The sequence below is a fragment of the Labrys sedimenti genome, assembly GCF_034424805.1.
Lineage (GTDB): Bacteria > Pseudomonadota > Alphaproteobacteria > Rhizobiales > Labraceae > Labrys > Labrys sedimenti.
The window spans coordinates 184,639-210,787 of the sequence record NZ_JAXOUF010000005.1 but is presented as its reverse complement, the minus strand read 5'-3'; the positions used below and the strand labels follow the sequence as shown (position 1 = coordinate 210,787).

General features: G+C 64.7%; 32 protein-coding genes. 30 read left to right on the top strand and 2 right to left on the bottom strand.

The window, feature by feature from the left end:
• The first annotated feature begins 16 nt into the window (after positions 1-16).
• From U1R88_RS17965 to U1R88_RS17950, 4 genes are all read left to right on the top strand, one after another.
• The gene (locus U1R88_RS17965) at positions 17-2,173 is read left to right on the top strand and encodes a ParB/RepB/Spo0J family partition protein (RefSeq protein WP_322432474.1); all 2,157 of its coding nucleotides are present in this window, start codon (positions 17-19) and stop codon (positions 2,171-2,173) included.
• A 101-nt stretch (positions 2,174-2,274) separates the two neighbouring features.
• On the top strand, positions 2,275-2,751 hold the full coding sequence (locus tag U1R88_RS17960; protein ID WP_322432473.1) for a hypothetical protein: 477 nt from the start codon (positions 2,275-2,277) through the stop codon (positions 2,749-2,751).
• A 72-nt stretch (positions 2,752-2,823) separates the two neighbouring features.
• Positions 2,824-3,090: a DUF6117 family protein gene (locus U1R88_RS17955; protein ID WP_322432472.1), complete on the top strand. Its 267-nt coding sequence runs from the start codon at positions 2,824-2,826 to the stop codon at positions 3,088-3,090.
• A complete protein-coding gene (locus U1R88_RS17950) occupies positions 3,087-3,383 on the top strand; it encodes a hypothetical protein (RefSeq protein WP_322432471.1) in 297 nt (98 codons plus the stop codon). Before U1R88_RS17955 ends, U1R88_RS17950 begins: the two co-directional genes overlap by 4 nt.
• A gap of 501 nt (positions 3,384-3,884) precedes the next feature.
• Here the strand turns inward: U1R88_RS17950 and U1R88_RS17945 are convergent.
• On the bottom strand, positions 3,885-4,928 hold the full coding sequence (locus U1R88_RS17945) for an IS110 family RNA-guided transposase (RefSeq protein ID WP_322432470.1): 1,044 nt from the start codon (positions 4,926-4,928) through the stop codon (positions 3,885-3,887).
• Between the two features lie 227 nt (positions 4,929-5,155).
• Here U1R88_RS17945 and U1R88_RS17940 point away from each other — a divergent pair, with 227 nt between their 5' ends.
• From U1R88_RS17940 to U1R88_RS17915, 6 genes are all read left to right on the top strand, one after another.
• A complete protein-coding gene (locus U1R88_RS17940; RefSeq protein WP_322432469.1) occupies positions 5,156-5,320 on the top strand; it encodes a hypothetical protein in 165 nt (54 codons plus the stop codon).
• A gap of 186 nt (positions 5,321-5,506) precedes the next feature.
• Positions 5,507-6,064 (top strand): hypothetical protein, encoded by a 558-nt coding sequence (locus U1R88_RS17935; RefSeq protein WP_322432468.1) that lies wholly within the window; start codon positions 5,507-5,509, stop codon positions 6,062-6,064.
• A 66-nt stretch (positions 6,065-6,130) separates the two neighbouring features.
• Complete coding sequence (locus U1R88_RS17930) at positions 6,131-6,532, top strand: hypothetical protein (RefSeq protein WP_322432467.1); 402 nt, start codon at positions 6,131-6,133, stop codon at positions 6,530-6,532.
• A gap of 9 nt (positions 6,533-6,541) precedes the next feature.
• On the top strand, positions 6,542-6,724 hold the full coding sequence (locus tag U1R88_RS17925; protein ID WP_322432466.1) for a hypothetical protein: 183 nt from the start codon (positions 6,542-6,544) through the stop codon (positions 6,722-6,724).
• Positions 6,725-6,792: 68 nt separating this feature from the next.
• Positions 6,793-7,209, top strand: coding sequence for a hypothetical protein (locus U1R88_RS17920; protein ID WP_322432465.1), 417 nt, complete (start codon positions 6,793-6,795; stop codon positions 7,207-7,209).
• The gene (locus tag U1R88_RS17915; RefSeq protein ID WP_322432464.1) at positions 7,202-7,846 is read left to right on the top strand and encodes a DUF8835 domain-containing pootine; all 645 of its coding nucleotides are present in this window, start codon (positions 7,202-7,204) and stop codon (positions 7,844-7,846) included. The genes U1R88_RS17920 and U1R88_RS17915 overlap by 8 nt, the downstream gene beginning before the upstream one ends.
• 79 nt (positions 7,847-7,925) lie before the next feature.
• On the opposite strand, the gene U1R88_RS17910 is transcribed toward U1R88_RS17915, so the two are convergent.
• The gene (locus tag U1R88_RS17910; RefSeq protein ID WP_322432463.1) at positions 7,926-8,324 is read right to left on the bottom strand and encodes a hypothetical protein; all 399 of its coding nucleotides are present in this window, start codon (positions 8,322-8,324) and stop codon (positions 7,926-7,928) included.
• A gap of 259 nt (positions 8,325-8,583) precedes the next feature.
• On the opposite strand from U1R88_RS17910, the gene U1R88_RS17905 reads away from it, so the two are divergent.
• The 20 genes from U1R88_RS17905 to U1R88_RS17810 all read left to right on the top strand — a co-directional run bounded on the left by U1R88_RS17905 (position 8,584) and on the right by U1R88_RS17810 (position 26,137).
• Positions 8,584-12,933 carry a strawberry notch family protein gene (locus U1R88_RS17905; RefSeq protein WP_322432462.1) on the top strand — a complete coding sequence of 1,450 codons (4,350 nt, stop codon included), beginning with the start codon at positions 8,584-8,586 and terminating at the stop codon, positions 12,931-12,933.
• Positions 12,933-13,976, top strand: coding sequence for a DUF7146 domain-containing protein (locus U1R88_RS17900; protein WP_322432461.1), 1,044 nt, complete (start codon positions 12,933-12,935; stop codon positions 13,974-13,976). Before U1R88_RS17905 ends, U1R88_RS17900 begins: the two co-directional genes overlap by 1 nt.
• A 331-nt stretch (positions 13,977-14,307) precedes the next feature.
• Positions 14,308-15,246, top strand: a complete 939-nt coding sequence (locus U1R88_RS17895) for a DUF2493 domain-containing protein (protein ID WP_322432460.1) — start codon at positions 14,308-14,310, stop codon at positions 15,244-15,246.
• A gap of 163 nt (positions 15,247-15,409) precedes the next feature.
• Positions 15,410-15,826 carry a hypothetical protein gene (locus tag U1R88_RS17890; protein ID WP_064331667.1) on the top strand — a complete coding sequence of 139 codons (417 nt, stop codon included), beginning with the start codon at positions 15,410-15,412 and terminating at the stop codon, positions 15,824-15,826.
• A gap of 712 nt (positions 15,827-16,538) precedes the next feature.
• Entirely contained in the window at positions 16,539-16,943 is a 405-nt protein-coding gene (locus tag U1R88_RS17885; protein ID WP_322432459.1) for a single-stranded DNA-binding protein, read from the top strand.
• A 329-nt stretch (positions 16,944-17,272) separates the two neighbouring features.
• Positions 17,273-17,431: a hypothetical protein gene (locus U1R88_RS17880; protein WP_322432458.1), complete on the top strand. Its 159-nt coding sequence runs from the start codon at positions 17,273-17,275 to the stop codon at positions 17,429-17,431.
• A 550-nt stretch (positions 17,432-17,981) separates the two neighbouring features.
• Positions 17,982-18,269, top strand: coding sequence for a hypothetical protein (locus U1R88_RS17875; RefSeq protein ID WP_322432457.1), 288 nt, complete (start codon positions 17,982-17,984; stop codon positions 18,267-18,269).
• Positions 18,270-18,548: 279 nt separating this feature from the next.
• Positions 18,549-19,073, top strand: a complete 525-nt coding sequence (locus U1R88_RS17870) for a hypothetical protein (protein WP_322432456.1) — start codon at positions 18,549-18,551, stop codon at positions 19,071-19,073.
• Between the two features lie 469 nt (positions 19,074-19,542).
• Complete coding sequence (locus U1R88_RS17865) at positions 19,543-19,917, top strand: hypothetical protein (protein ID WP_322432455.1); 375 nt, start codon at positions 19,543-19,545, stop codon at positions 19,915-19,917.
• A 377-nt stretch (positions 19,918-20,294) separates the two neighbouring features.
• Positions 20,295-20,552 (top strand): helix-turn-helix domain-containing protein, encoded by a 258-nt coding sequence (locus U1R88_RS17860; RefSeq protein ID WP_322432454.1) that lies wholly within the window; start codon positions 20,295-20,297, stop codon positions 20,550-20,552.
• 88 nt (positions 20,553-20,640) lie between these two features.
• On the top strand, positions 20,641-20,922 hold the full coding sequence (locus tag U1R88_RS17855; protein WP_322432600.1) for a DNA -binding domain-containing protein: 282 nt from the start codon (positions 20,641-20,643) through the stop codon (positions 20,920-20,922).
• Positions 20,923-21,030: 108 nt separating this feature from the next.
• Entirely contained in the window at positions 21,031-21,252 is a 222-nt protein-coding gene (locus U1R88_RS17850) for a transcriptional regulator domain-containing protein (protein WP_322432453.1), read from the top strand.
• A 43-nt stretch (positions 21,253-21,295) separates the two neighbouring features.
• Positions 21,296-21,802: a DUF2285 domain-containing protein gene (locus U1R88_RS17845; protein WP_322432452.1), complete on the top strand. Its 507-nt coding sequence runs from the start codon at positions 21,296-21,298 to the stop codon at positions 21,800-21,802.
• A 140-nt stretch (positions 21,803-21,942) separates the two neighbouring features.
• A complete protein-coding gene (locus U1R88_RS17840; protein WP_322432451.1) occupies positions 21,943-22,224 on the top strand; it encodes a helix-turn-helix transcriptional regulator in 282 nt (93 codons plus the stop codon).
• Positions 22,225-22,242: 18 nt separating this feature from the next.
• A complete protein-coding gene (locus tag U1R88_RS17835) occupies positions 22,243-23,424 on the top strand; it encodes a replication initiator protein A (RefSeq protein ID WP_322432450.1) in 1,182 nt (393 codons plus the stop codon).
• The gene (parA, locus tag U1R88_RS17830) at positions 23,421-24,074 is read left to right on the top strand and encodes a ParA family partition ATPase (protein WP_322432449.1); all 654 of its coding nucleotides are present in this window, start codon (positions 23,421-23,423) and stop codon (positions 24,072-24,074) included. Before U1R88_RS17835 ends, parA begins: the two co-directional genes overlap by 4 nt.
• A complete protein-coding gene (locus tag U1R88_RS17825; RefSeq protein WP_322432448.1) occupies positions 24,071-24,829 on the top strand; it encodes a DNA-methyltransferase in 759 nt (252 codons plus the stop codon). Before parA ends, U1R88_RS17825 begins: the two co-directional genes overlap by 4 nt.
• Entirely contained in the window at positions 24,826-25,080 is a 255-nt protein-coding gene (locus tag U1R88_RS17820; RefSeq protein ID WP_322432447.1) for a hypothetical protein, read from the top strand. Before U1R88_RS17825 ends, U1R88_RS17820 begins: the two co-directional genes overlap by 4 nt.
• Complete coding sequence (locus U1R88_RS17815; RefSeq protein WP_322432446.1) at positions 25,077-25,595, top strand: DUF2840 domain-containing protein; 519 nt, start codon at positions 25,077-25,079, stop codon at positions 25,593-25,595. The genes U1R88_RS17820 and U1R88_RS17815 overlap by 4 nt, the downstream gene beginning before the upstream one ends.
• Positions 25,592-26,137, top strand: a complete 546-nt coding sequence (locus tag U1R88_RS17810) for a S26 family signal peptidase (RefSeq protein WP_322432445.1) — start codon at positions 25,592-25,594, stop codon at positions 26,135-26,137. The genes U1R88_RS17815 and U1R88_RS17810 overlap by 4 nt, the downstream gene beginning before the upstream one ends.
• Positions 26,138-26,149: the final 12 nt, after the last annotated feature.

Genomic DNA, 26,149 nt, shown 5'->3' with positions numbered 1-26,149 from the left:
TCGCGGAGAAACCACCATGGCCCGAGCTGCCAAGAAGAAGCCCGTCCTCGAACTGATCGAGTTCTCGCGGGCGCGCGACATTCCCTTCAACCGCATCCATCTGTCGAGAGACAATGTGCGGGAGATCGACGTCGAATCCGGCCTCGACGAACTCACCTTCGACATCGACCGGCGCGAGGATCTGATCCAGGGCATCAATGTCCGCGCCATCCTCGACGCAGATGGCAACGAAACCGGCGATTTCGAGACGCCGGCTGGCGGCCGCCGCTACCGGGCGATCGCGCGCCTGGTTGCTGCCGAACGCTTCCCCGAGGACGGTCTGGTCCCCTGCATCGTCAAGAAGGCCAATGCAAAGACCTCCGCCGTCGACGACTCGCTGGCGGAGAACACCTTCCGTCTCGCACTCCATCCGCTCGACCAGTTCAAGGCGTTCAAGCGCATGGTCGACGGCGGTATGACGAAGCCGGAAGTCGCGAGCGCATATTTCACCACGGAGCGCTACGTCGATCAGCGTCTCGCCCTCGCCAAGGTCTCGCCCGCGCTGCACGAGGTCTACGCCGAAAACGGCATGACGCTCGCGATGCTGGAGGCGTTCACCGCGCATCCCGATCACGCGCGCCAGGAGCAGGTCTGGGACGCCGTCAGGCAGTCCCATTATCGCGAGCCCTGGCGCATCCGGAATATGCTGACCGAAACCAGCGTTCCGGCCTCCGACAAGCGTGCCCGCTTCGTCGGCCTCGACGCCTATATCGCGGCCGGAGGTCCGGTTCTGCCGCGCTATCTCTTCGATGACGACGAGGAGGGCTGGCTGGATGACGTACCGCTGCTCGATCGCCTCGTCTCCGAGAAGCTGAAGAGTGTCGCCGACGAAGTGGCCGCCGAGGGCTGGAAGTGGATCACGGTCGATCTCGAACTTCCCTACGGCTACGACTACGACCTGCGCGCGGTCACGCCGACCTTCGCGGAACTGAGCAAGAAGGAGCGGCGCGACCGCGAGAAGCTGCGCGACGAGCAGGAGCGTCTTGAGGCGGAGTACGCCGACCATGACGAGCTGCCCGACGAAATCGACCAGCGGCTTGGCGAGATCGAAAAGCAGCTTGAAGCCTTCGAGCGCCGCCCGGCGATCTACGATCCCGCCGACATCGCCATCGCCGGCGTTTTCGTGAGCGTAGACGAGGATGGCGAGCTCATGGTCGATCGCGGCTGGGTGCGTCCAGAGGACGAGCCGGTCGAGACCGTCGAAGGGGGAGCGCCGGAGGCGGAAGGCGACGGTGATGCCGATAGCGTCACCGCGCCGGATGTCCAGCGCACCGTCATCACCGTGGGCGGTCAGCCCGTCGAGCCCGACGATGAAGAGGAGACCATCAAGCCTCTTCCCGAACGCCTCGTGGCCGAGCTGACGGCCCATCGCACCGTAGCACTGAGCGATGCCGTGGCTGCAAACCCGCATATCGCCATGACGGCGCTGCTGCATCGGCTGGTGCGCGACCGCTTCAAGCGGTCGACCAGCGGCTCGGCCGTCCGGGTCTCTGTCCAGGAGGTGTATTTCCGCGAGCAGGGCATCGACCTCAAGGACAGCCCCTATGCAAAGTCCGTCGCCGAGCGGCATGCGGGATGGAAGGCGGACCTTCCGGCCGACGACGATGCGCTGTGGGACTGGCTCGACGCGCTCGATGACGCCAGCCGCATGGCGCTGCTGGCGCATTGCGTCTCGTTCGGGATCAACGCGCTCTACGAGCGGCCGAATCCGCACAGTGCGACCGGCATTTCCGAGCACGACCTTCGGACCCGCATGGCGGAAGCCAATCGCCTCGCTCGCGTCACCGGTCTCGACATGGCCGAAGCCGGCTTCCGGCCGACCGTGACGAACTATCTTGGCCGCGTGACCAAGCCCCGGATCCTCGAAGCCGTCCACGAGGCGCTTGGTGAGGACAAGGCGCGTCTGATCGATCACCTGAAGAAGGTCGACATGGCGCGGGAGGCCGAACGCCTGCTGGCCGACGCTGGTTGGCTGCCCGAGCCGCTGCGTCTTCTCACGCCGGAGCCGGTTGTCGAAACCGCGTCCGAGCCGGACGAGGATGACGTGGCGCTGCCGGAATTCCTCGCCGGCGGCGGCGACACGGTCGAAGCAGAGACCACCGACGATCCGGTGGTTCTCGTGGCCGCCGAGTGAACCTTATCGACGGGGCGGCTCCGGTCGCCCCGCATCTCTTCCCCTTCCACCTCAAGGCCCGGCATCCCGCCGGGCCATTTGCGTTTCTGGAGACACGATTCATGTCCGCACACCACGTTTATGACGATGCGCCGCTCGGCTGCCTGATCCGGTACTTCGACGGCACCCCGAAGCCGCCGGCCCGCTTCACCAAGAAGCTAGCCGCCTGGGAAAACCGAAACGGTGTCGGCCGGCTCGTGCGCAAGCAGCCCGGCCGCGAGCGCGCGACCTATACCGCGCCTGCCTCGATCACCCTGCACGAAGGCAACTTCGCCTCCGGCTCGGTCATCCTCGTCACCGTCATGCGCACTCATTCGGTCGACAGCGATCTCGGCTTCGAGATCGTCGAGCGGCCGAAGATCGGCATGGTCCGCGTGCTTCACCCCATCGGCGACGACGAGGAGCTGCTGCATCTCGCGGAGAACCGCGAGGCCGCAGAACTCTGGCTGGCAAAGGCCGGATACAGCCGTTGCCGCCTCGAGGAGATCACGGCGGATGAAGTCGGCGCCGACGTCGTCGAGGGGCGGGCGGCCGCCTGACCCTCGCTCATTCCCTGCCACCAGGCCCGCTGTCGAAAGACCGCGGGCCATTTTCGTTTCTGGAGAAACCCTATGGCTATTCCCGATTATGCCCGCACCAACTTCAACACGCTGCTGCGCGCCGCCGGCGACGGCAATCTCGCACTCATGGAGTGCCTGGATGCCGTTACCGGCGATCGCCGCTATGTGCTCTGCGCCGTAGGCCGCTCGGACGACGGCGATTTCGTCATGACGCCGTTCGGCCATCTCGCTGACGGCAATCCCTACGATGCCTACCTGCCGCCCGATCCCGATGATCCGAACGGCTTCATCGGGAATGCCGATGGAGGCACATCATGATGACGGTCGACGACATCTTCGACGAAGACCGCCGCAATCCTCCCGCGGAGCGTTCGCTTCCGTGGGAGGAGGCCTGCGACGGCATCACCGTCGTCGTGGAACCAAAGCCCCATTGGGCCGAGGATGCGCGGGCTTTCCGGCTCGATGCCCGCGAATATTGCTACTACGCCGACTGGACCCGGAATGGCGCCCGCGCCCGGTTCTACGGCCACATTGATACTTCCGGCGATGATCTGCTGCTGAATGCTCGCGCCCTGATCGTCCGCGAGATCGCCGAAGGGCATTGGAACTGATTGCATCATCCGGGTCGAGCTCCAGTTTAACATCCGAAGCCGCCATCTCCGGTCTGCGATGGGGATTGATTCCGTGCCCGGCCAGAAACTCAGGCTGACATCGACCGTCCCGCCGAGGCTGGCGCGGCGACGCAACTGCGACGGGTTTCCGGCATGCTGTCGAAGGCAGAGCACCACCCCCGCATCCATTCGCTGACCTTGGTCTGAGCCTTCTCCTTATCAATCAACCCGTGATATGTGGAACGGCCCGCGGTGCAAGGATGCTTTTCAGTCGATTTCACCACATGAGGACGGTGCGGTCATATGTCCGGCCTACTGGTGCGGTCATGACCGCTGGCCTCGATGAAGTCCGCGAAGCAGGTGGCTGGATCAAGGGGGCGCGCTTTGTGCGCGTCACGGGTTTCGGCCTGTCCTGTTTCGGGATTTCGTCCCGTGGTTCATCGTCTGTTGTGCACCTCACCTGCCGGGGGTCGCCGGGCAGCTCGTCTCGGCGGCCTGCGCTTATGCGGCGACAGGTCCTGCCTCGATTCCTGTTGGATCTCGGTAGATTCCACCTCTGGTCAGCAATACCCAGATCATCCGGGCGATCTTATTGGCGAGCGCCACCGCCACGACCTTGAAGGGTCGCCGCGTGAGCATGTTCTTCAGCCACGGCCAAACTCGGTCGCGATACTGCACATGACGTAGCACCGATGCCGCCCCCGTCGTCAGCAATGATCGCAGCACCGGATTGCCCATCTTCGATATTCGCCCTAACCGTTCTTTGCCGCCGCTGGAATGCGCTTTCGGGGTGAGCCCGATCCAGGCTGCAAAGTGGCGAGCGGATTTGAAGCCGGCGGGATCGGGAACGAATGCCTTTACGGCCATGGCGATAATGGCGCCAACGCCAGGGATGGTCGCGAGGCGCCGCATCTCATCATCCTGCTTGGCCTGGATGACAATCTCACGTTCGAGTTTGTCGATCTGTGTGGCGAGCATCTCGATCTGATTGATGATTTCGGTCAGGGCAAAGCGCGCAGCCGGAGGAAGTCGGGTGTCTTCCTCATCCCGGATGATTGGCGCCAATGCTTTGACGTTGGCGATGCCGGTCGGAGCGATGATACCCAGCTCTCCCAAATGGGCGCGCAATGCATTGATCGCTTGTGTCCTCTGACGCACCAGTAGGGCCCGCGTTTTGAGCACCATCACCGCAGCCTGCTGCTCAGCCGTCTTAACCGGGACGAACCGCATCGTCTTTCGCGTCACCGCCTCAGCGATGGCTTCTGCGTCGGCGGCGTCGGTCTTGCCGCGCTTGACGAACGGCTTGATGTATTGAGGCGGTAGCAGCCTGACATCGTGGCCGAAGGCCGAGATCTCACGCGCCCAGTAGTGCGCACTGGCGCAGGCTTCCATCCCGACCAGGCACCGTGGCAATCTCTCGAAGAAACGCAGCACCTCGGCGCGACGAAGCTTCCGGTTGAATAGCGGAGTGCCCTCGGCATCCGCGCCAAAAGCCTGGAAAACGTGCTTCGCCAAGTCCAGTCCAATAGTGGTAACATCTTTCACGGAACGGTCCCTCCTTGTGGCGTTTGCGACAACGACCACCTTTTAGCACTTCGATGCTGTCGGAGCGGGCCGTTCCACCTCATCAAGGGTCGGCTTACGCGAGCGTGCCGCCCTCGCGGATTCGGGACATGCCCGAACGCGCGAGGGTGATTGCAGATCTGTTCAGACACTTCGGGCGCCTGTCGCGGGGGATGGTCCCCCGCCCCCAGAGACAGGAGCCGGAACCCATGTCCTACGCAGATGCCACCGCCTTCGCCGCCAGCCTCGCCACCACACTGATGGTCGCGATCGTCGTGTTCCAGGCCGGGGACGGAACCCACGGCGCTTGCCCCGCCAACGAATTCGATGGCGACGACGAGATGGTGAAACTGGAACTCGACCCATGGAGCTGAGGCGCGAAAGCGCCTCATCCCCAAAGGCCCGGAACGCGCAGAACGCCTCCGGGTCTTCAGCGTTGCGGTGGCCGATCCATCGCCGGCGACCGCACCGGCGGGGAGAGAGGAAGAGGCCGGGCCTTTGGCTGTGACGGGTTGGATGCTGAGAGAGAGGCTCCCGGCGCCCGTCGCGGATTGATCCCGATGACCCATGCCAACCATTCCACCATCGCCCCAACAGGACGGATGATCGCTGACCGGGCGCTGCCCGGATTCCAGCCGATGCAGATGTTCCCGTTGCGCATTTCCTGCCTCGGCACAGTCGGCTATGCCGGCGCCACCGATGCTGATTATCGCGACCGCAGCGTCTCGCTCGGCGAGGCTGCATCGCCGGAGGACGCCATCGTCCTTGCCGCCATCCGCGTCTCGCAAGGCGATATCCGCATCGGCGACGGCACCGCGCTGCGCTTCACGCCACGCCTGATCGTTGTTCAGGACAACGCGCTCGGCCTGGTGCTCGCAGGCGAGATCCGTGCGGGCATCATCCTGTGGCAGCAGCCCGTTACCAGTGATGGCGAGGCCCGTCGCATCGTCATCGAGGCCAGCCGCCTGCGCGGCCTGGTCTTCGCCGCATCCGGTGAAGGCGATCACGCAACCGCCCGCGATCTTCGGTTCCGCGCAGCGCTGCTCGAAGCGCGGCTGGTCGATCCGGTCTGGCGCGAGACCGCCGCAGAACTGCTTCGGCTGCCGCAGGCGGCCTGAACCACCCTGCAATTTCGATCCCCTTCGCCCGGCATTCTACCGGGCGCAAATCCTATGGAGTTTCCCATGCCGAAATTTGTCGTCAGCAAAGGCCATGACGCCTTCGTCTACTATGAAACCGTCCTACAAGCCGACACGCCCGAGGAGGCGCGAGCACTCGCCACGAGCGTCCATTACGATGGCGAGTGGCTCGCCACCGGATATGTGCAGGAGTTCGACGACTACGAAATCGACGAGCACAGCGGCGTGCGCCTGCTCGAAAGCGGCGAGACCGTCGAGGCGTTCCTGACCATCGGCGTCACCGCGCAGGAACGCGATGCGTTGCTGGCGGGCCTTCGGCTTCTTCAGCTCACCCTTGCACGCGGACCCATCGACCCGCCGCTCAGGAGCGTCCTCACCGACGACGATGCACACGCCGGCCTTGATCTCACACAGATCGACGCGCTGTGCGAACGCATCAACGTCTAGGAGGCACCTATGTATGCGGCCTATCTGCGCCTTGAACTCCGCGTGTGGGACAGCGACCGCGCCGCCAGCCGCAAGCTGGCTCCATCCGCCCGACGAGACCCGGCCAGCAGGGACGCGCGCAAGCACTTCTATCGCGAGATGCTTCGCCACCACGCCGATGCTCGGAGGCTTGTGTTGCAATTCCGTCTCTGACGCCACCGGCGTCCCATTCCCCATCTTGCCCGGCCTCGCGCCGGGCTTTGTCGTTTCAGGAGCCTGCCATGACCGACTACTTCACCCACTTTTCCTGCCTGCTCGACGTCGGCACGCCCGACAACGCCGCTCGCGCCCTCGACCTTTACAATCAGCTTTCCGAAGAAGGTGCTTCAGAAGTACCGCCTTCTGACGGCTTCCTCCTGTCGATCCAGCCCGAGCACGGCGCCACCAAGCTCTGGTTGCGCGATGACGTCACCGGCGACCCGGAACGCCTGATCCAGTTCGTCAAACTGTGTGCTGCTGCGTTCGGTCTGACCGGGCGTTGGGGCTTCCAATATGCCAACATCTGCTCGCGCCCGCGCGTCGACGGCTTTGGTGGCGGCGCACATGTGATCGATCTCGCCACCGGCGACACAGTCGCCTGGACCTACACCGATGGCTGGCTCGCCGACATGCTTGGTGGAGGTGGTCCAGATGCCTGAGATCATCAAAACCACGGTCTACCGGCTCAATGAGCTTTCCGATGCGGCAAAGGACAGGGCCCGCGCCTGGTATCGAGAAGGCGGGTTTGATTACGACTGGTATGATGCTGTCTATGAAGACTTCCAGCGGATCGCGGAAATTCTCGGAATCCGCTTCAAGACCCGCACCGTTCGCCTCATGGGCGGCGGCACCCGTCAGGAGCCGCGCATCTTCTTCACGGGCTTCTGGTCCCAGGGCGATGGGGCCTCGTTCGAATGCTATTATTCCTACCGGAAGAACGCAGCGTCCGAAATCCGATCCTACGCACCGCGGGACACGAAGCTGCATGAGATCGCCGACGCGTTGCTGGCGGTACAGCGCAGAAACTTCTACCAGCTCCACGCCGAAGCCAGCCATCGCGGTCATTACTATCATGAGTATTGCATGTCGATCTCGGTCGAGCGCGACAGCCCGACATATCAGGACATGACCGCCGACGCCGAGGAGATCGTGATCGAGGCGCTGCGAGATCTCGCCCGTTGGCTCTATCGCCAGCTTGAGCACGAGTACGAATATCTGTCCTCGGATGAGGTGGTCGACGACACGATCATCGCCAACGCGTACACCTTCACCGAATCTGGCAGCCGGTTTAGCTGAAGCGAGTGAGCGCCCCAACTTCAGGCGGGGCGCTCTCGTCATGTTTAAAATGGTCGCATCACCGGCAGGAGTGGCCGCGCTACCACTCACCCTTCTGCTCATCCGCGGCGTGTTCGAAGCGCAGCGCCCACGGCCGGATCGCGCGATTGTCGTCCGTGCGCGTAACGCGTAGTCGCGATATCCCCGGTACGAGAGTCCGCGCCGCATCGAAAACGACAGGGATCGTGTAGACCTCGCGCGCCTGCCGGTTCTGGTAGCGCGCTTCGGCATTGATGATGAGGGTGGGCGCGATGTCCCAGACCTCGGACAGGACCGCCAGGATCACCGCAATCGCGATAACGCAGCCACGGAATGCGGCCGAGGTTGACCAATGCTCTTCACCAAAACCCGGTAGGTCGGAAGTAATCCCCGACACGGCGAACGCAAGGATAACGAGCCAATAGAATCTCGGCGCTCGCGGGAGCAGTGAATTAGTCACGAGCCTATTCCTCTAAAATACTCTTATTTTCCGGATCTGTGAGGCGGAGTTCGCCTCAGATCCTTTCCGCCAAATAGTAAACCAAAGTCCTTGCCGCGACGACGTGACGGCGGAGCACCGTAGGCCGCGATCGGCGGCTTTCGGCGATTTGGCCGATGGCATGAGAGGGAGAGCGAGGCCGGGACGGATGTGAGCCTGTGCGGTCGAGAGAGAGCGCTGCGCAGGCTCGATCCTGTCCTGCTCTCCCGAGGCTTTTCCCATGAAGATGATTTCCGTGTCCGCGGCGGCACCCGCCACCGCGCCGCTTCCGATCGTCCCCGATTCCGACATCCCGGCCGCTCTCTTCACTGCGGCGCAGCTTCTCCTGCCTCATATCGAACGCGGTCAGCGCGTCGACACCGGCATGCTGCGCGGCGCGATGGAGACCGCCTTCGGTGCGTCCGACGCGACCGGCGCTTGGAACTGGAAAACGGCCTATGAAGCCTGCGAGGCGGCGACCGTTCTCTTCCTACGCAAATACGGCAAGGCGCTTTTCCGTAAATCCGCTTCTGCGGCGACGGTTCTGCCGCAGCTCGCCAAGATCGCCGGCCTGCTGCCGACGCATACGCGTCGCTCGGAGGAAGCCCAGTCCTTCCAGCAGTTTTCTACTCCGATCCCGCTCGGCCTCGCGGCTGTGACGGCGGCGGCCATCACGCCCGCCGACTGTGTGCTGGAGCCATCGGCCGGGACCGGGCTCCTCGCCATCCTGGCCGAGATCGCCAGCGGCTCGCTGGTGCTCAACGAGCTCGCCGAGACCCGCGCCGGTCTCCTTTCTCTTCTCTTTCCGGCCCTGTCCATTTCCCGCTTCGACGCGGCGCAGATCGATGATCATCTCGACACCGGCATTCTGCCGTCCGTCGTGCTGATGAACCCGCCGTTCTCGGCCATGGCCAATGTCGACGGCCGCATGGCGGACGCTGCCTTCCGCCATGTCGCTTCCGCGCTCGCGCGTCTCGCTCCCGGCGGCCGTCTCGTCACCATCACCGGCGCCAACTTCGCCCCTGACACTCCGGCCTGGTCCGAAGCCTATGGCCGGCTGCAGGAACGCGGCCGCGTCGTCTTCTCCGCCGCGATCAACGGCTCCGTCTATGCCAAGCACGGCACGACCTTTCCGACGCGGCTAACCGTCATCGACAAGGTGCCGGCAGACGACCCGTCCGTATTACCGGCTGCGCCCGGCGTCGCGCCAGATGTGGCCACGCTGCTCGGATGGCTGGCCGAGCATCTGCCGCCGCGCCTGCCGATCGATCCGGCCGTCGCCGTCCCCGTGGTCGCGCCTCGCACCGTCCGCGCCTATGTCAACCGGACGGCAAGGGCCGCGCCCGCCGTGGCGCATCCCGAGCCGGAGGGCGCTGCGCTCGACTACGAAACTGTCGACTGGACGCCAGCGGATGCCGGTCGTCTGTCCGACGCGATCTATGAGGAATACGGGCTCCAGACCATCCGGATTTCCGGGGCTCGGGCCCATCCGACCCAGCTCGTGCAGTCGGCCGCCATGGCGAGCGTCGCCCCTCCAAAGCCGAGCTATCGACCGACACTGCCGGCGAACGTCGTCGATCTCCTCTCCGACGCGCAGCTCGAAACGGTGATCTATGCCGGCGAGGCGCATTCGGACTTCCTCGCCGGTGCGTGGGCGGTGGATGACACGCTCGACAAGCTGACCGCCGCGGCCGAGGACGCCAAGGACGCTGTGCGTCTGCGCCAGGGCTTCATGATCGGCGACGGCACCGGCGTCGGCAAGGGCCGGGAATCGGCTGCGATCATTCTCGACAACTGGCTCCAGGGACGGCGCAAGGCCGTCTGGATCTCGAAGTCGGACAAGCTGATCGAGGACGCGCAACGCGACTGGGGCGCGCTCGGCATGGAGCGCTTGCTGGTCACGCCGCTGTCGCGTTTCCCACAGGGCAAGCCGATCACGCTGAACGAGGGCATCCTATTTTTAACCTATGCCACGCTGCGCTCCGACGACCGCGGAGAGAGGGTTTCCAGGGTCAAACAAATCGTCGAATGGTTTGGGCCCGACTTCGATGGAGTGATCATTTTCGACGAGGCGCATGCCATGCAGAACGCCGCTGGCGGCAAGGGAGAACGCGGTGACGTCGCCGCATCGCAGCAGGGCCGCGCCGGCCTGCGCATCCAGCACGCGCTTCCCAATGCCCGCGTCGTCTATGTCTCCGCCACCGGCGCGACCACCGTTCACAATCTCGCCTATGCGCAGCGGCTCGGCCTGTGGGGCGGCGAGGATTTCCCCTTCGCCACGCGCGCCGAGTTCGTCGAGGCGATCGAGGCCGGCGGCGTGGCGGCGATGGAGGTGCTCGCCCGCGACCTGCGCGCGCTCGGCCTCTACACCGCCCGCTCGCTTTCCTTCGCCGGCGTCGAATACGAGCTCATCGAGCACGAACTGACGCCTCAGCAGGTTCGCATTTACGATGCCTATGCCGGCGCCTTCGCCATCATCCATAACAATCTGGACGCGGCGATGCAGGCCGCCAACATCACCGGTGGCGGCGAAGGCGGATCGGGCACCCTCAACATGCAGGCGAAATCCGCCGCCCGCTCGGCCTTCGAGAGCGCCAAGCAGCGCTTCTTCGGCCATCTCTTGACGAGCATGAAGACGCCGACCCTGCTTCGCTCGATCGCCGCCGATCTGGAGGCGGGCCATTCGGCCGTCATCCAGATCGTCTCGACCGGCGAGGCGCTGATGGAGCGGCGTCTGGCCGAACTGCCGACCGAGGAGTGGAACGACGTCCGCGTGGACATCACGCCGCGCGAATACGTTCTCGACTATCTTGCTCATTCCTTCCCGGTCCAGCTCTACGAGCCGTTCACGGATTCGGAGGGCAATCTGTCGTCGCGTCCGGTCTATCGCGACGGCCAGCCGGTCGAAAGCCGCGAGGCTGTCGCGCGCCGCGATGCACTGATAGCAAAGCTCGCCAGCCTACCTCCCGTTCCCGGAGCGCTCGACCAACTCGTCCAGCATTTTGGGACGGATATGGTCGCCGAGGTGACGGGCCGGTCGCGCCGCATCGTCCGCAAGCGCGGCGGAGGCGTCACCATCGACCGGCTTGTGGTCGAGACACGCGCCGGGGCCGCCAACCTCGCCGAGACGCAAGCCTTCATGGACGACCAGAAGCGTGTGCTCGTCTTCTCGGACGCCGGCGGTACGGGCCGCAGCTATCATGCGGAGAAGTCGGGGAAGAACACGCGGCTGCGCGTTCACTATCTGCTCGAGGCGGGCTGGAAAGCCGACACCGCCATTCAGGGTCTCGGCCGGACGCACCGCACCAATCAGGCGCAGCCGCCGCTCTTCCGGCCGATCTCGACCAATGTGAAGGCGGAGAAGCGCTTTCTCAGCACGATCGCCCGCCGCCTCGACACGCTGGGCGCGATCACCCGCGGCCAGCGCCAGACCGGCGGCCAAGGGCTGTTCCGCCCCGAGGACAATCTGGAAAGCCATTACGCCCGCGACGCACTCCGCCAGCTCTACATGCTGCTGGTGCGCGGCAAAGTCGAGGGATGCTCGCTCGACCGTTTCGAGTCCGCCACCGGCCTGAAGCTGATGGACTCGACCGGCATCAAGGACGAGCTACCGCCGATCACGACGTTCCTCAACCGGCTGCTCGCGCTCACCATCGAGCTTCAGGGCATCCTCTTCACGGCCTTCGAACAGCTCCTGACCGCCCGCATCGAGGGCGCGATCGCTTCGGGCACCTATGACGCCGGGCTGGAGACGCTGAGCGCCGAAAGCTTCGTCGTCGTCGATCGGCAGACGATCTACACCCATCCGCGCACAGGCGCGGAAACCAGCCTGCTCACGATCAACGAGCGCAAGCGCAACCGTCCGGTGGCGCTCGAAGCCGCTCTCGCCGAACTCGACGATCCGCGCGCAAAGCTGCTCGTCAACGAGCGCTCCGGCCGCGCCGCCGTTCAGATCCCCGCCAGCAGCATCATGCTCGACGATGGCGAGGTCGAGCGTCGTGTCCGGCTGATCCGGCCGACCGAGGCGCACAACATCCCGGTGCGCTTCATGGCCGAGACCCATTGGGTCGAAACTGACGGGGAGAGCTTTGCGGCGGCATGGAAGACGGAGATTGCCGACGTGCCCGAGTTCACCGACGCGACGCTCCACATGGTCACAGGCTTGCTTCTGCCGATCTGGAAGCGGCTTCCGAACGACTCGACTCGCGTCTATCGGCTTCAGACCGACCACGGCGAGCGCATCATCGGCCGAAAGGTATCGCCAGCCTGGGCCGCGAATGCGACCACGACCGGCGCGGCCGCGATCACGCCGGACGATGCGTTCACCGCTCTGATGGACGGCCGCACCATTCTCGACCTTACCGAGGGTCTTCAGCTTCGCCGCGTCCGCGTCATGGGCGCGAATCGCATTGAGCTGTCGGGCTTCGACGACACAATGCGCGAGCGCCTCACGGCCTACGGCCTGTTCCACGAGATCATCTCGTGGAAGCTGCGCATGTTCGTGCCGGTCGATGCCAATGGCCCGGTGGTTCTCGCCAGGGTGCTCGACCGCTGGCCGGTGAACCGCATCGGCGAAAAGGAGGCTGCGTGATGGCTCGTCACGATGCTTCCGAACTCGCATCCCGTCTCGGCCATCATGCCGAGGCGGTTTGCCACCATTACCTGAAATCAGGCCACCGCGCCGGACGATACTGGATTGTCGGGGACGTTCAGAACAACCCCGGCCGCTCGATGTTCGTGCGGCTGACCGGCCCTGAATCCGGTAAGGGCGCTGCGGGAAAATGGACGGATTCCGCAACCGGGGAACATGGCGATCTGCTCGACGTCATTCGCGAAACGCTTGGTCTTGTCGACTTCAAGGACGTGGCCGAGGAAGCACGCCGCTTCCTCGCTCTCCCGCATCCCGAACCGGAGATGACGAGGACGCCGACCGGCAGGACGTCGAACGTCGCTGTCGGTTCGCCCGAAGCGTCGCGGCGGCTTTTCGCCATGGCCCAGCCGATCGGCGGCACACTCGCGGAAATCTACCTCAACGGGCGGGCGATCACCTCCCTCCTGGGAACCACCGCGCTGCGCTACCATCCGCGGTGCTACTACAAACCCGATGAGCATTCGCCCACCGAGATCTGGCCGGCGATCGTCGCGTCCGTCACCGATCTTCACGGTAACCAGACCGGCGCACATCGCACCTGGCTCGCCCCGGACGGTTCGGGCAAGGCGCCGGTCGAGTCACCCCGGCGGGCGATGGGCGACCTTCTCGGGCACGGGGTCCGCTTCGGCGTTGCCAGTGAGGTGCTCGCGGCTGGCGAAGGCATCGAGACCGTGCTGTCGCCCCGTCAGGTTCTGCCCCACATGCCGATGATGGCGGCGCTCTCCGCAGCTCACCTCGCTGCCGTCCTGTTTCCGGAGACGCTGCGCAGGCTCTATGTCCTCCGGGATCGCGACCCGGCCGGGGACGGCGCAAGAGACAGCCTGGTCGCCAGAGCAAAGGGCGTCGGGATCGAGGCGATTTCGGTGTCACCGATGCGCGAAGACTTCAACGAAGATCTGCGCTGGCGCGGCGTCGACGCCCTCCGGGCGACCCTGATGGAGCAGCTTCATCCTGATGACGTCCACCGTTTCGTGGAAGGGTGAAGAGATCGGCGGGGGAAGAGGCGCGGTCCAGGCGTCTTCACCTGCCGTCTCCATTCATCATCGTGATCATCCTTTGAAGTCGGAGAGAGCGGCGCCCACGGCCTTCTGAGAGGGCGATCGGCCCACAAACGGGCCGTCCGGGCAATGGCGCGGCGCCCGGCTATTTTCCGCCGGCGGGGCGAGCCCCGCCTTTGCAGCGCGAAACAAAATAGCCGGGCTTGGCCATCGAGGTCCTCGCGAGAGGCGAGGACTGCCAGGCCGTCCCGTCCGTGGGCTTCCGACGCCTGCGAAGGCCGCGATGGGCGCGGTCTCCAGACAAAGGACGCTTCCGATGACGAACGAAGACGATATCGCAGGTTTCGAGCCGAACCACACCTCGTCCCCCACCGATCATCTCCTCACCGAACTCCAGCTCTACGGCTGGCGGCCGTATCAGGACGAACCCGATCCGAGGCCGCTCCCGGAGGGAAACGCCGTCGCCGCCGCCGTCGCGGATATCTTCGACGCCCTCGTCGCGACGCTCGGCGACACCCGCCTCGAACCCGATCTCGAAGAACTGCTCTGGGGAACCGTCAATCTCTTCCACCGCGCCACCGGCCGGGTGGAGCGTGAACTGGATGACAACGAGCGGGCGCAGCGCCGGCTTCAGAAGGAACAGGACGGCAGCGAGGTGAAGTCGGTCGAGCTCGAACGCCTCACGGCAGAGGGCCAGACCATGATCGAACGGCGCAACAGCATGGAGCTCTTCCGCGACGTTGCCGCCGAAGCCTTCGAGCACCACACCGGCAGCGCCTGGCGTCCCCGCACCGGCTCTAAGATCAGCCATCGCAATCTCACCGCCGCGATGATCGACAGCCGCGACTTCCTTGCCGCGAAATGCAGGGCTGAGAACGAGGTGCTCTTGCCAGCCGGTCCGAAGGTTGCCGTCTCCGGCGGAACCGACTTCAACGACCATAACCTGATCTGGGCGAAGCTCGATCAGGTCCGGGCGAAGCACGCCGACATGGTGCTCATTCACGGCGGCGCGAAGACGGGCGCAGAGCGCATCGCCGCCCGATGGGCAAACAGCCGCAAGGTGCCGCATATCGCCTTCGAGCCCGACTTCAAGAAGTACCCGGCGAAACAGGCCCCGTACAAGCGCAACGACACGATGCTCGAAGTCCTGCCGGTGGGCGTCCTCGTCTTCGGCGGTGGCGGCATTCAAGGGAACCTCGCGGACAAGGCCCGCAAGCTCGGCATTCCCACCATGCAGTTCGACGGCGGCGCGTAAGCGCCGCCTCTGGCGGCTGGTCCGGCCGCCAATACTTGACTATCGGAGAGGTTGATGGCTCTTATGAAACATCCTTGCAGAACCGGAAAAGTAGCATAGTCGCAGGCGGAGCGTATCTACAGGCAGCCTGTCGTGATCCTCAACCGATCATGTGGAGGTTTCCATGTCGCTCATCCTTCTCGCCATCTCCTTGACGATCGCCTTCTGCGTCTTCGCCTACAATCTCGCGATCTACGCTTTGCCGTTCATGGTTGGCCTGTCGGCCGCCCAATATGCCTGGGGCGCTGGAGCCGGCATCTTCTTGTCGGGGCTGGCCGCCGTCAGCGCGGCATTGCTGTCGATCGGTCTCGTACTCGCGGTTCTCGGCTTTGCCAGGAATCCGGCGCTGCGGCTGATCGCTCTCGCCGTCTTCGCCGTGCCGGCCGTCATCGCCGGCTATGCGCTCATCCATGGTGTAGCGAAAAACGCGATCGACCCCGGCTTGATGCTCAATCTGCTTTCCGCCAGCGCCGGTCTGTTCATCGGCATCGCGGCCATGGTCAATCTGAACGCCCTCGGCGTGTCGATATTTTCTCGGTAATGGACCGGCCGCGATCCGCCGGTCTTAGCGAAGAAAGCCGGCGGCTCGCGCCGCCGGGCTTGGATTTCCCGCACTGATGGGCTGCCACGACAGTGCTGCCCACACCATACTTCGCTTTTGGCCCGCTTCGTCCGGCTGAGGAAGTCGGTCGTTGGCGTGAGGTCTGCAGGCCGTAGACAGGCCCTGCCAGCCAGCTCATTCATTTCGTAAAGTGGATACGGCCGCGGAGACCTTCACGAACCTTTCCGCAGGTCGAGTGGATCGAGCCTTCCGCCATCGACAGTGGCGACGCGGCGCTGTTCCGCGTCTACGAGCCCGGTAGCCTCTTTGTTCTCGTTCCGTCCAGCCTGTCCGAGGAAGGGCGCGGGTGGCCGGAAGGAGAGATGAACGAGTGTCTTTCGAAGGCGGCGCAGGTCCATGGGGCCTGCCTCTTCGCTGTTGCCGGCAAGGACGATGGTTCTGCTGTGCGTCCCCGTGTTCGTGCTTTCAGAGGCACCAATCCCTCCGACTGACTGATCCCCTAAGTCCGTTCTGTTTCCTCCAGCAACCCCCGCAGCTCCCAGCCGTGTTGCCGCGCAGGCGCGGCTGCCCGCTCCACCTGGGGCCTTGGGGGTCAAGCTGCCGCCGAAGGCGTCAGTGCAGGAGTCTCCCGACGGCCTTGGCCGGGTCTCGTCGGAGGGATGGTCCCTCCGAGAAGCAACGGAGACTTACAATGCAGAACATCGTCATTCTCGCCGGCAACATCGGTCAGGCCCCCGAAACCCGCACCACCCAGGGCGGCACCCGGATCACCCACTTCACGCTGGCCACCTCGCGCCCCCGCTATTCGGACGGCAAGGTCGTCCGGGACGAGAAGGGCTACCGGGTCCAGGACACCGAATGGCACCGGATCACCGCCTTCAACGGCCTCGGCAAGACGATCCAGGACTATTGCGAGAAAGGCATGAAGGTTCTGGTTCGCGGCCGCATCCACTACTCGAAGTGGACCGACCAGGAGGGCAACGACCGCTACGGATGCGAGATCATCGCCGAGACGGTCGATTTCCTGAGCCGGGCGAAGCAGACCGAAAACGAAAACGGAGGGCAGCCCGACTACGATGACGACATCCCGTTCTGAGCGGGAGGTCCAAAGACCCGGCGGCGCAAGCCGCCGGGTTCCTTCATGCTCATGGCGGATCGCGGCCGCGCCGGGCTTCCCCACCGTCGCGCATCTGTCGCTGAACGCGGTTGCAGCGTTGTGCCCAACCGTCTTTCTCTCAATGAGAAGCCGATCATACCGGCAGTCGGGCCGCGTCAAGGACGCCCGGTGCCCCCAATTTTGCCGCCGCTGCACGACGACAAAATCGGCTCCCCCAGACGCCGGATTCTCCGGTCGCTTCGCGATCCCTGACCCGTCCTTCCAACGCCCGGACAATCGCCTCCGTCATCGAGACAAAGGAGGTTCACATGACACAGGTTCTCGACATCTACGCCGAAATCGCCGAGCTGCGCGCCGAGTTCGACCGCTGCATCCTCACCCGCAAGGAGCGGGCCGAGACGCTGCGACGCCTCGAAGCCGCACGCGCGGAGGCCGAGCGCCGGGAGCGGGCGAGGGAGGGAGCGTAAGCTCCCTCTTTTTTGTCGGCGACGGCCGCCGCGGATCGCATCGGCGGGATCTCGGGCCGCCTCGCGGCCTTCACGAGAACTTCGGACGGAATCGCCACGCGCATGGGCGCGTTGCAATCCGACTTGCCTGTCGGAGCATCGATCGTTCCCAAAAACCGGAAACCACTTTTTGGTCCGATGCTCCTGTGATGAAAGGGGGGGGGCACGGCCGCCCCTTTCAAGCTCTCCCCATGAAGGAAGGGCAAGGCCCCTCCTTCAAACATCCTCCCATGGAAGGGGTGTCACACCCCCTTCCAAACCATCCCCATTCCTATTCGGACACGGCGTCTGGTCGACGCCGCGGTGCTCCTCTCTCTCTGACTTCCCAGTGTACGCCAGCCCATCCGGCGTCAAGGACTGCGCGGCCCCTCCAATTTTCCTCCGCCGGCCGAAGGCCGACTCCACAAAATCGGTTCCTCCGCTTACCGCGTAGCGGCCGCTGGCGCGGTCCCTGACCCCGGCTGGGCTACAGCGTGGACACCTTTCGTCAGAGACGAAAAGGAGATCTTCCATGACTGCGATTGAAAACAACAACGTCGATGCGACTGGCGACGACCATCAAGAACCGCGCGAACCCTTCGATGGCGAAATCCATCTGCCCGCCACGATCTCCAAGGAGTTCCTGTCGACCGCCCTGCTTTGGGCGATCGAAAACAAGGTGGAGTTCGGCGTGTTCCACGAGCCGGACACGATCGTCATCGCGCATTTCTTCGGCGACGAGCAATTCCTGCCTTCTCGCCGGACCGACAAGCGCTGGCAAATCGGCTTGGAGGACCGGTTGCCGGGCGACGACTATTGACGCTTCGATCGGAGGCGGCTTCGGCCGCCTCCGATTACGGCTTCAGCGGCGCAGAGCCGGCTGGCCGCCGGATACGGACACGGCCCCTGGACGGAGCCGTGGATACTCTTCTCTCTGCCGTCCGATCGTAGCACCGCCTCTCCGGCGTCAAGGACATCGCGGGGACCGCTCGCCGGCTCCGCCGGGCGCTTTGCGCTCCCTGACCCCTCGATGCTGCGGTGCGGCCTCCTTCCGTCAGAGAGACGAAAGGAGAACTCCATGACTTGGGACCAAGCCCTCATGCTGATGGTGAAGCTGTCCGGCTTCAAGCTCATAGTCCGCGCCAACCGGTTCGGATGCGATACGGATCTCGCGCGCGAGGCGCACGATATTCTGATCGCCCATCTCGACGAGTTCCGCGAGGACCTCGACCGGGTTATCGCCCTATGGAAAGAATTGCTTGCCGAGCGGGATCCCGACAAGGCCGACGATGCAGCCTACGACCTGCGCGATCTGCGCATCCGGGTCGAGCACTTCTGGCTCCACAATCACCATCCGTACAATGTCGGCGGATGGCGTCACGCCGACGATGCGGGCACTTATCGCATCGCCGACGAGTGTGACTATGAGCTGTTCGGAGCGCACCACTGGGTGCGCGACCTCACGGACAACGAACTGTGCGGCCTGCGACCGATCCTCGAACAGCTCGCCGAAGAAACCGGGCTGAACATCCCGGCCGTCGTCATCTACTATCGGCCCGATCCCGGCCGACCTGCAGCGCGGCCGATGACGCCGTTTGATCCCGATACGCCAATCCCTTGGTGATGGTATCCGGGAAGGTGGTTGCGGCCACCTTCCCATTCCTTTTTCGACCGCAGTGTTTGCCGGGGGACGTAGCGCAGGATCTCCGACCGGATCGACCGGCCGGATGCCCTATGAAAGGGGGGCAAGCCGCCCCTCTCAATCTCTCCCCATGAAGGAAGGGCGAAGCCCCTCCTTCAAACATCCTCCCATGGAAGGGGGTGTCACACCCCCTTCCAAACGATCCCCATTCCTATTCGGACACGGCGTCTGGTCGACGCCGTGACTGCTCCTCTCTCTCTGACTTCCCAGTGTACGCCAGCCCATCCGGCGTCTAGGACAGCGCGGCCCCTCCAATTTTCAGCTCCGACCCGATGGGCCGAACCAGAAAATCGGTTCCTCCGCTTGCCGCACGGCGGCCGCTAAAGCGGTCCCTGACCCCTCTGGGCTACAGCGTGGACACCTTTCGTCAGAGACGAAAAGGAGATTTTCCATGACACATCGCAAGATCATCACCATCGATGGCGGCAGCGCGGAATATTGGACGCAGCGAACGGAGGGCTTTCGCCTTATCCACGAGGCGGAGCGGGCTCTCGAACGATTGAAGGACGCGCCCATGTACCTTCACGGCGGCTACGACGAGGACGGAGACGTTATCGCCATCGAGAACCTCGGGCCGTATGACGACATGGAGGATGCGATCCGGGCGATCGAGGCGAACGAGACTGCGGTTAGCATCCTCGTCGCGCAGGGCCGCACCAAGATCGGCGACTATGAGATCAGGGCGGTGGTCCGCGAGTTGGCGCCCGACGACGGAGACATCGAGGATCCCGCGAGCAACCCGCTCTGGGGTCCCGACACCGATTAAGGTCCAGGCGAGAGGCGGCTAAGGCCGCCTCTCGCCTTTATCTCTGTGCCGGGAGCGAGGGCAGCCGGTTCGACCGGCTGCCCTGGCTTATGAAAGAGGGGCAAGCCCCCCTCTCAATCTCTCCCCATGAAGGAAGGGCAAAGCCCCTCCTTCAAACATCCTCCCATGGGGAAAGGGGACGGTTCCCTCCTCCCTTTCCCCAAGCCCCTTTCCCTCTCCCGGTAAGGCCTCCGGCTTTGGTAGCGACCGAATCAGTTGCCGAGAATTTTCCTTGAAGTCTGTGCTGTCGGTAAATTTCGGTCGCAATGTCGAACACAAACGACTAAAATAGTCGTAATTCTGGCGTGCGCGTAGGTCCGAATGGGAGGTGATCATGCATGATCACCGCCCGACAATCACGGGCCGCACGCGCGTTACTGGGTTGGACGCAGGAGACGCTCGCTGACAAGGCCCGGGTCGCATTGACCGCGCTTAAGCGCCTCGAATCCGAGAGCGGATTGGGGACGCACGAGACAACGCGTGATCAGGTTCGACGCGCCCTCGAGGCAGCGGGGATTGTTCTGCTTTCGACGGATAAGGGGGAAGGCGTCCTCATCCTGCAAGACGGGATCGATTCGGGGCGAAGATCGGGTTGATCGTGCGATTGTTCGATCTTGTCATAAAATGAGGCTTTCCGTGTGAGAAAAAGTTAACGAATATGGCTCGCAAGAATTTGGTAGCTTGATGGGACAAGCAACTTACACGTTTCTGGACGAACCTCCGCCGAGCGAAACGCTTACGTCTTACGACCGCGAACATATGAAGCTCTACATGCGGCTACTCGATGCCGAGCGAGATGGCGCCTGCTGGCGTGAGGCGGTTCAAGTGCTCTTCGGTCTCGATCCGGCCCACGAACCGCGCCGTTGCCGAAACATCCACGATACCCATCTCGCCCGTGCGCATTGGATGACCGAACGAGGCTACCGCGAACTCGTCAAGGAAGCTCAACGGCCAAAATCACCGTGATGCCGTGGTGGCATCGCCCGTTGCCGGGCCAACGACTTTGTAAGATCAACGCAACCGAGGATCGTAAACCTCCCAGAATTCGTCAGGAATAAACTTGGGAGGATTACGATGACCCCTGACGCTTCAACATGGCGCTCCTCGGCAGAATACGACCGTCTGGATACACTGACGGCATCCGATCTTGCGTGGGAATGGCTGCGCCGCAACGATGCCTACGACGCGGACTTTGAGGCTTTTTCCACTCACAGCGCTGGTTCCGACACGCTGAGCGAGAAAATCCGGCGGTGGGGATTGCGATTTCCCCGTCGACCCCCTGACGCCGCCTCCTGACGCTCCGGTCTTCTGGCTTCCTCAGCAAGATACAGGGGTCGTTGTGTTGACCGCGGCCCCATCGAGCCTCAGTCCTAGCGAAGATGACGAGCGCGACCATTCTTTGCCACCAGAAGCCATCCGCCACGAAGGAGGAGCAGATCTCCGACTGGGCCTCGGCAATGGTCAGTATCTCCAGATCGCCGACGATACGGTTGGAATGCCGGAGTCCGCTGTCGCCGTCATTCCGCTTGGGCTCGAGGGCTTCGACCGAATCGAAGCCGTCTATCGATTCCTCTCAGCCTTGCATGGCCGCGCCATTCCCCCGGACACGCGTCTGACGCGCCAGCAGCGCGCCCGCCAGCGCCGGATGCTGCGCGCCTTCGACGGCTATCGTGCCGGTGCGACGCAGCAGGAAATCGCCGAGATCATTTTTCACATCGACCATCTCGACCGTGACGACTGGCAGGCATCATCCACACGCCACGCCATCAAGGCGCTCCTGCGCGATGCCCGCGCGATGATCGCCGGCGGCTATCGGAAACTCCTTCGTCATCGCCGCCAATCCTAGCGCGGTCTCGCCCTCCGATGGTGGGCGAATTCGATACCCCCCAACTTTGCCCTGCAACTCGCCGGCTCTCCTCCGCCACCGTGGTCGTTGCCCGCCGCTGACCCGCGACGGCCATCCCCACCACCACGGAGACCCGATCCATGCCACACGAACCCGTCGTTCTCCCGCCGCGTTTCCTCCGCACCAAGGAAGCGGCCGAGTTTCTCAGCCTCTCGGCCCGTACTCTCGAAAAGCACCGGACCTACGGAACAGGCCCGGCCTATCGCAAGCTCGGCGGCCGCGTCGTCTATGCTATCGACGATCTCGAGACCTGGGCGGCTCGCGGCGCGGTGACGTCGACATCTGATCCGCGCGGCGCCGTGCTGCCGGCGAAGCGCCACGTCATTCCCTCCGGGCCGCAGGTCGGCCGCTACGCACGCTGACCGCGGCCGGCTTCCTTCATGGCGGTGCGGCGTCGATCCCTTTCGGAGCGCGGGCAGCTCGATCTGTTCCGAGCGCTTCCCGGCGACTTCGCGCCACGAGACGCGCAGGATCTCATGGCTTATCCCTTCTTCTCCCTTTCCAAGACCCATCGCGTTGCTCCGATCGATTTCGTCGCCGGCAACGTGACGATCCGGGTCGAGGCGGTTCCCGATCACGGCATGGCGACCATCTGGGACGCCGACATCCTGATCTGGGCGGCGAGCCAGATCGTAGAAGCCCGGGATACCGGGCTTCGCACCTCGCGGCTGATGGCCGCCACGCCCTACGAAATCCTCACCTATGTCGGCCGGGGCACGAGCTCACGCGACTATCAGCGCCTGAAAGCCGCGCTCGACCGTCTGCAGTCGACGACGGTTTCCACCTCGATCCGCCAGCCTGCCGAAGGCCGCCGTCATCGCTTCTCGTGGATCAACGAGTGGCAGGAGCGCACCGACCGCAACGGCCGCCCCGTGGGCATCGAGCTGATCGTGCCGGACTGGTTCTACCAGGCTGTCCTCGACGATGCGCTCGTGCTCACCATCGACCGGACCTATTTCGACCTAACGGGCGGCCTCGACCGCTGGCTTTACCGCCTGGTGCGCAAGCACGGTGGCCGCCAGCGCGCCGGCTGGCGCTTCGACTTCCAGCACCTTCACCAGAAATCAGGCAGCCTGTCGCCGTTCAAGCGCTTCGCCTTCGAGCTGCGCGACATCATCCGACGCCAGCCGCTGCCCGGCTACACCCTGTTCCTCGAAACCGAAATCGGCGGCCGCGCGCTGCTCGCTTTCGAGCCGCTGCCCGCCTGTGGACAAGCTGTGGACGGCCTCGTGCTATCGGGAACCCGCACTATCGTGCTATCGGGAACCCGAGCCTCGTGCTATCAGGAACCCAAACAGGGTTTAACACACGGAAATTCCACACGAAATCGCGCCCTTAACTTAGAGTCTAACAAAGACTCTAACCTTAAAGAGCGCGCGCGCGATGTGGAAAACCTCATCCGCGACGCCGCCAGAAGCCTCAGCGTTACCGCCAGGAAGAGCGCGCCAAGCGCGCCGGCCGAGCCGCCACAGACGGCTGCAAGCCGCCGCGGTGGGGCCTCTCCATCCACTGATCCCGATACGCCACGTCTTCCTCTCGATCCACCGGGAGGACGCCGATGATCGTCGCGCTTCTCAACCAGAAAGGCGGCGTCGGCAAGACGACGCTCGCGCTGCATCTCGCCGGCGAACTGGCGATGCGCGGCAAGCGCGTGACCCTGATCGACGCCGACCCGCAGGGCTCGGCGCTCGACTGGTCGCAGCAACGCTCGCGCGAGAACCTGCCACGCGCCTTTGGCGTCGTCGGCCTGGCACGCGATACGCTGCATCGCGAGGCACCGGAACTCGCGCGAGACGTCGATCACGTTGTCATCGATGGCCCGCCGCGTGTCGCCGGCCTCATGCGCTCCGCGCTGCTCGCCGCCGACCTCGTGCTGATCCCGGTGCAGCCGTCTCCGCTCGACGGCTGGGCCTCCGCCGAGATGCTGGCGCTCCTGGCGGAGGCGCGCATCTACCGGCCCCAGCTCACCGCCCGATTCGTGCTGAACCGCTGCGGCGCCCGCACCGTCATCGCTCGCGAGACGGCCGAGACCCTGGCTGACCACGATCCGCCAGTGCTCGCCACAACGATCGGCCAGCGCGTCGTCTTCGCCGACGCCGCGCAGACCGGGAGGCTTGCGTCAGACATCGACCGGCGTTCGCCCGCCGCGCGCGAGATCGCGGCACTGGCGGCCGAGGTCGAGCGTCTCGGCATCGGGAGGACCGCGCCATGACGGTTCCCCCCGAAATCATATTGTCCGGAGACTGCCGCGATCGCATGCCGGCGCGCGGCCCGTTCGACATGATCCTCGCCGATCCCCCTTACGGGGACACATCGCTCGCCTGGGATCGCCGCGTCGAGGGCTGGCTGTCGCTCGCGCGCGGCGCGCTTGCCCCGACCGGCTCGATGTGGGTCTTTGGTTCGCTGCGTAGCTTCATGGCAACCGCCGACCGCTTCGCCGACGCCGGCCTGCGGCTCGCCCAGGAGATCGTCTGGGAGAAGCAGAACGGCACCGGCTTCCATGCGGACCGCTTCAAGCGCGTGCATGAACTGGCCGTCCAGTTCTATCCGGCCGAGACGCCCTGGCGCGACATCTACAACGACGTCCAGACCACGTCCGACGCGACAGCCCGGACCGTGCGACGCAAGCAGCGTCCGCCCCATACCGGCCAGATCGACGCCGGCCACTATGTCAGCCACGACGGCGGGCCGCGCCTCATGCGCTCGGTCATCTACCTGCGCAACTGCCACGGCCGCGCGATCCACCCGACTGAAAAGCCGTCGGCGCTCCTCGAAATCCTGATCCGGACAAGCTGCCCGGAAGGCGGTCTTGTCGGCGACTGGTTTGCCGGTTCGGGCTCCGCCGGCGAAGCCTGCCGGCTCTCTGGCCGACGCTATATCGGCTGCGAGATCGACCCCACGATGGCCGACCGCGCCCGCGACCGCATCGCCACCGTGCTGCCGTTCCATGACGGAGACCCGTCATGACGGCGCGCACCGAAAAGCGTGGGTTCGCGCAACGTCCGGCCGATCCGGATAGCTGGATCAAGGGTGCGGACACGCCTTCGCCACGCAGTGGCGCTGCCGTGACCTTCACGGCCCGACTCACCATCGACATCACGCCTGAGCTGCGCGGCCGGATCAAGATCGCCGCCTTCGGCCGCGGCGTCACCGTCGCCGACATGCTGCGCGAGCTGTTCGAGCGCGAATTCCCCGACACCCAAGGAGACACACCATGACCGGTAATGCGGCGCTCCGCATCGGCGGCCGTCCGTTGCCGGACGGTCCAGCCGCGTTCACCACGCTCGTCGAACTCACCTGGATCGAGAAGCGCATCGAGAACTGGATCAGATTCGGCCGCGAGAGCTACGAGCAGAAACTCGACCGCCGGCACAGGGTGGTCGGCTTCGCGCCCGGCACGGTCTTCTGCCTCGTTCGCTGGGCGGCGAACGAGTACGGAACGATCATCTCGCGCCTGGACATCGTCCGCGCGGTCGACCGCGGAGAGCCGTTCCAGACGCTGCCCTTCGTGCGTCCTGGCGGCGAAATCCTGCTGAAGGTCGAAAGCTGGCCCAAGGTCGAGGACGTGCTTCGCCATGTCGACGGCATCGAGGCCCTCGGCATCGATCCCGCCGACGCCGATCCCGATCACTGGCGGCACGTCGCGCACTGGATGAATGCCGGCGAGACGCCGCGCCCGTACACGGCCGAGCGCCACCAAGCCTGGCTCCGGCGGCGGGAGTTCGGACGATGACGCGGCTCGGCTACCTCGCGGCGACATCCGTCGCCGTGCTCGGCATCGCCGCGGCCAGCGCCATGCCGATGCCGCTGAAACTCATCTGGAACGCGACGGCGAGCGCGCCGGTCGGCTTCTACACGGTATCGCAGACCGGGCGGATCGAGGTGCCGGATCTCGTCGCCGTCATGCCGCCCGAACCGTTCGCCTCCTTCATGGTCGAACGCGGCTATGTCGGCCGTGACGTGCCGATCCTCAAGCACGTCGTCGGCCTGCCGGGACAGCGCGTGTGCCGCGACGGTCGCGCCATCACGGTCGACGACGTTCCGCTCGGCGAGGCTCGCGACCGCGACAGCCGTGGCCGCGACCTGCCGGTCTGGCGGGGCTGCCGCGTGATCGGCGGCGGCGAACTTTTCCTCATGAACCTCGAAGCCGCCGACAGCCTCGACGGCCGCTACTTCGGCCCGTTTCCCGCTGCGGCGGTCATCGGCCGGGCCACCCCGCTTTTCACCGACGAGGACGGCGACGGCCGCTTCGTCTGGCGCACGCCGACGCGGTGAGCGCGCGCCCTT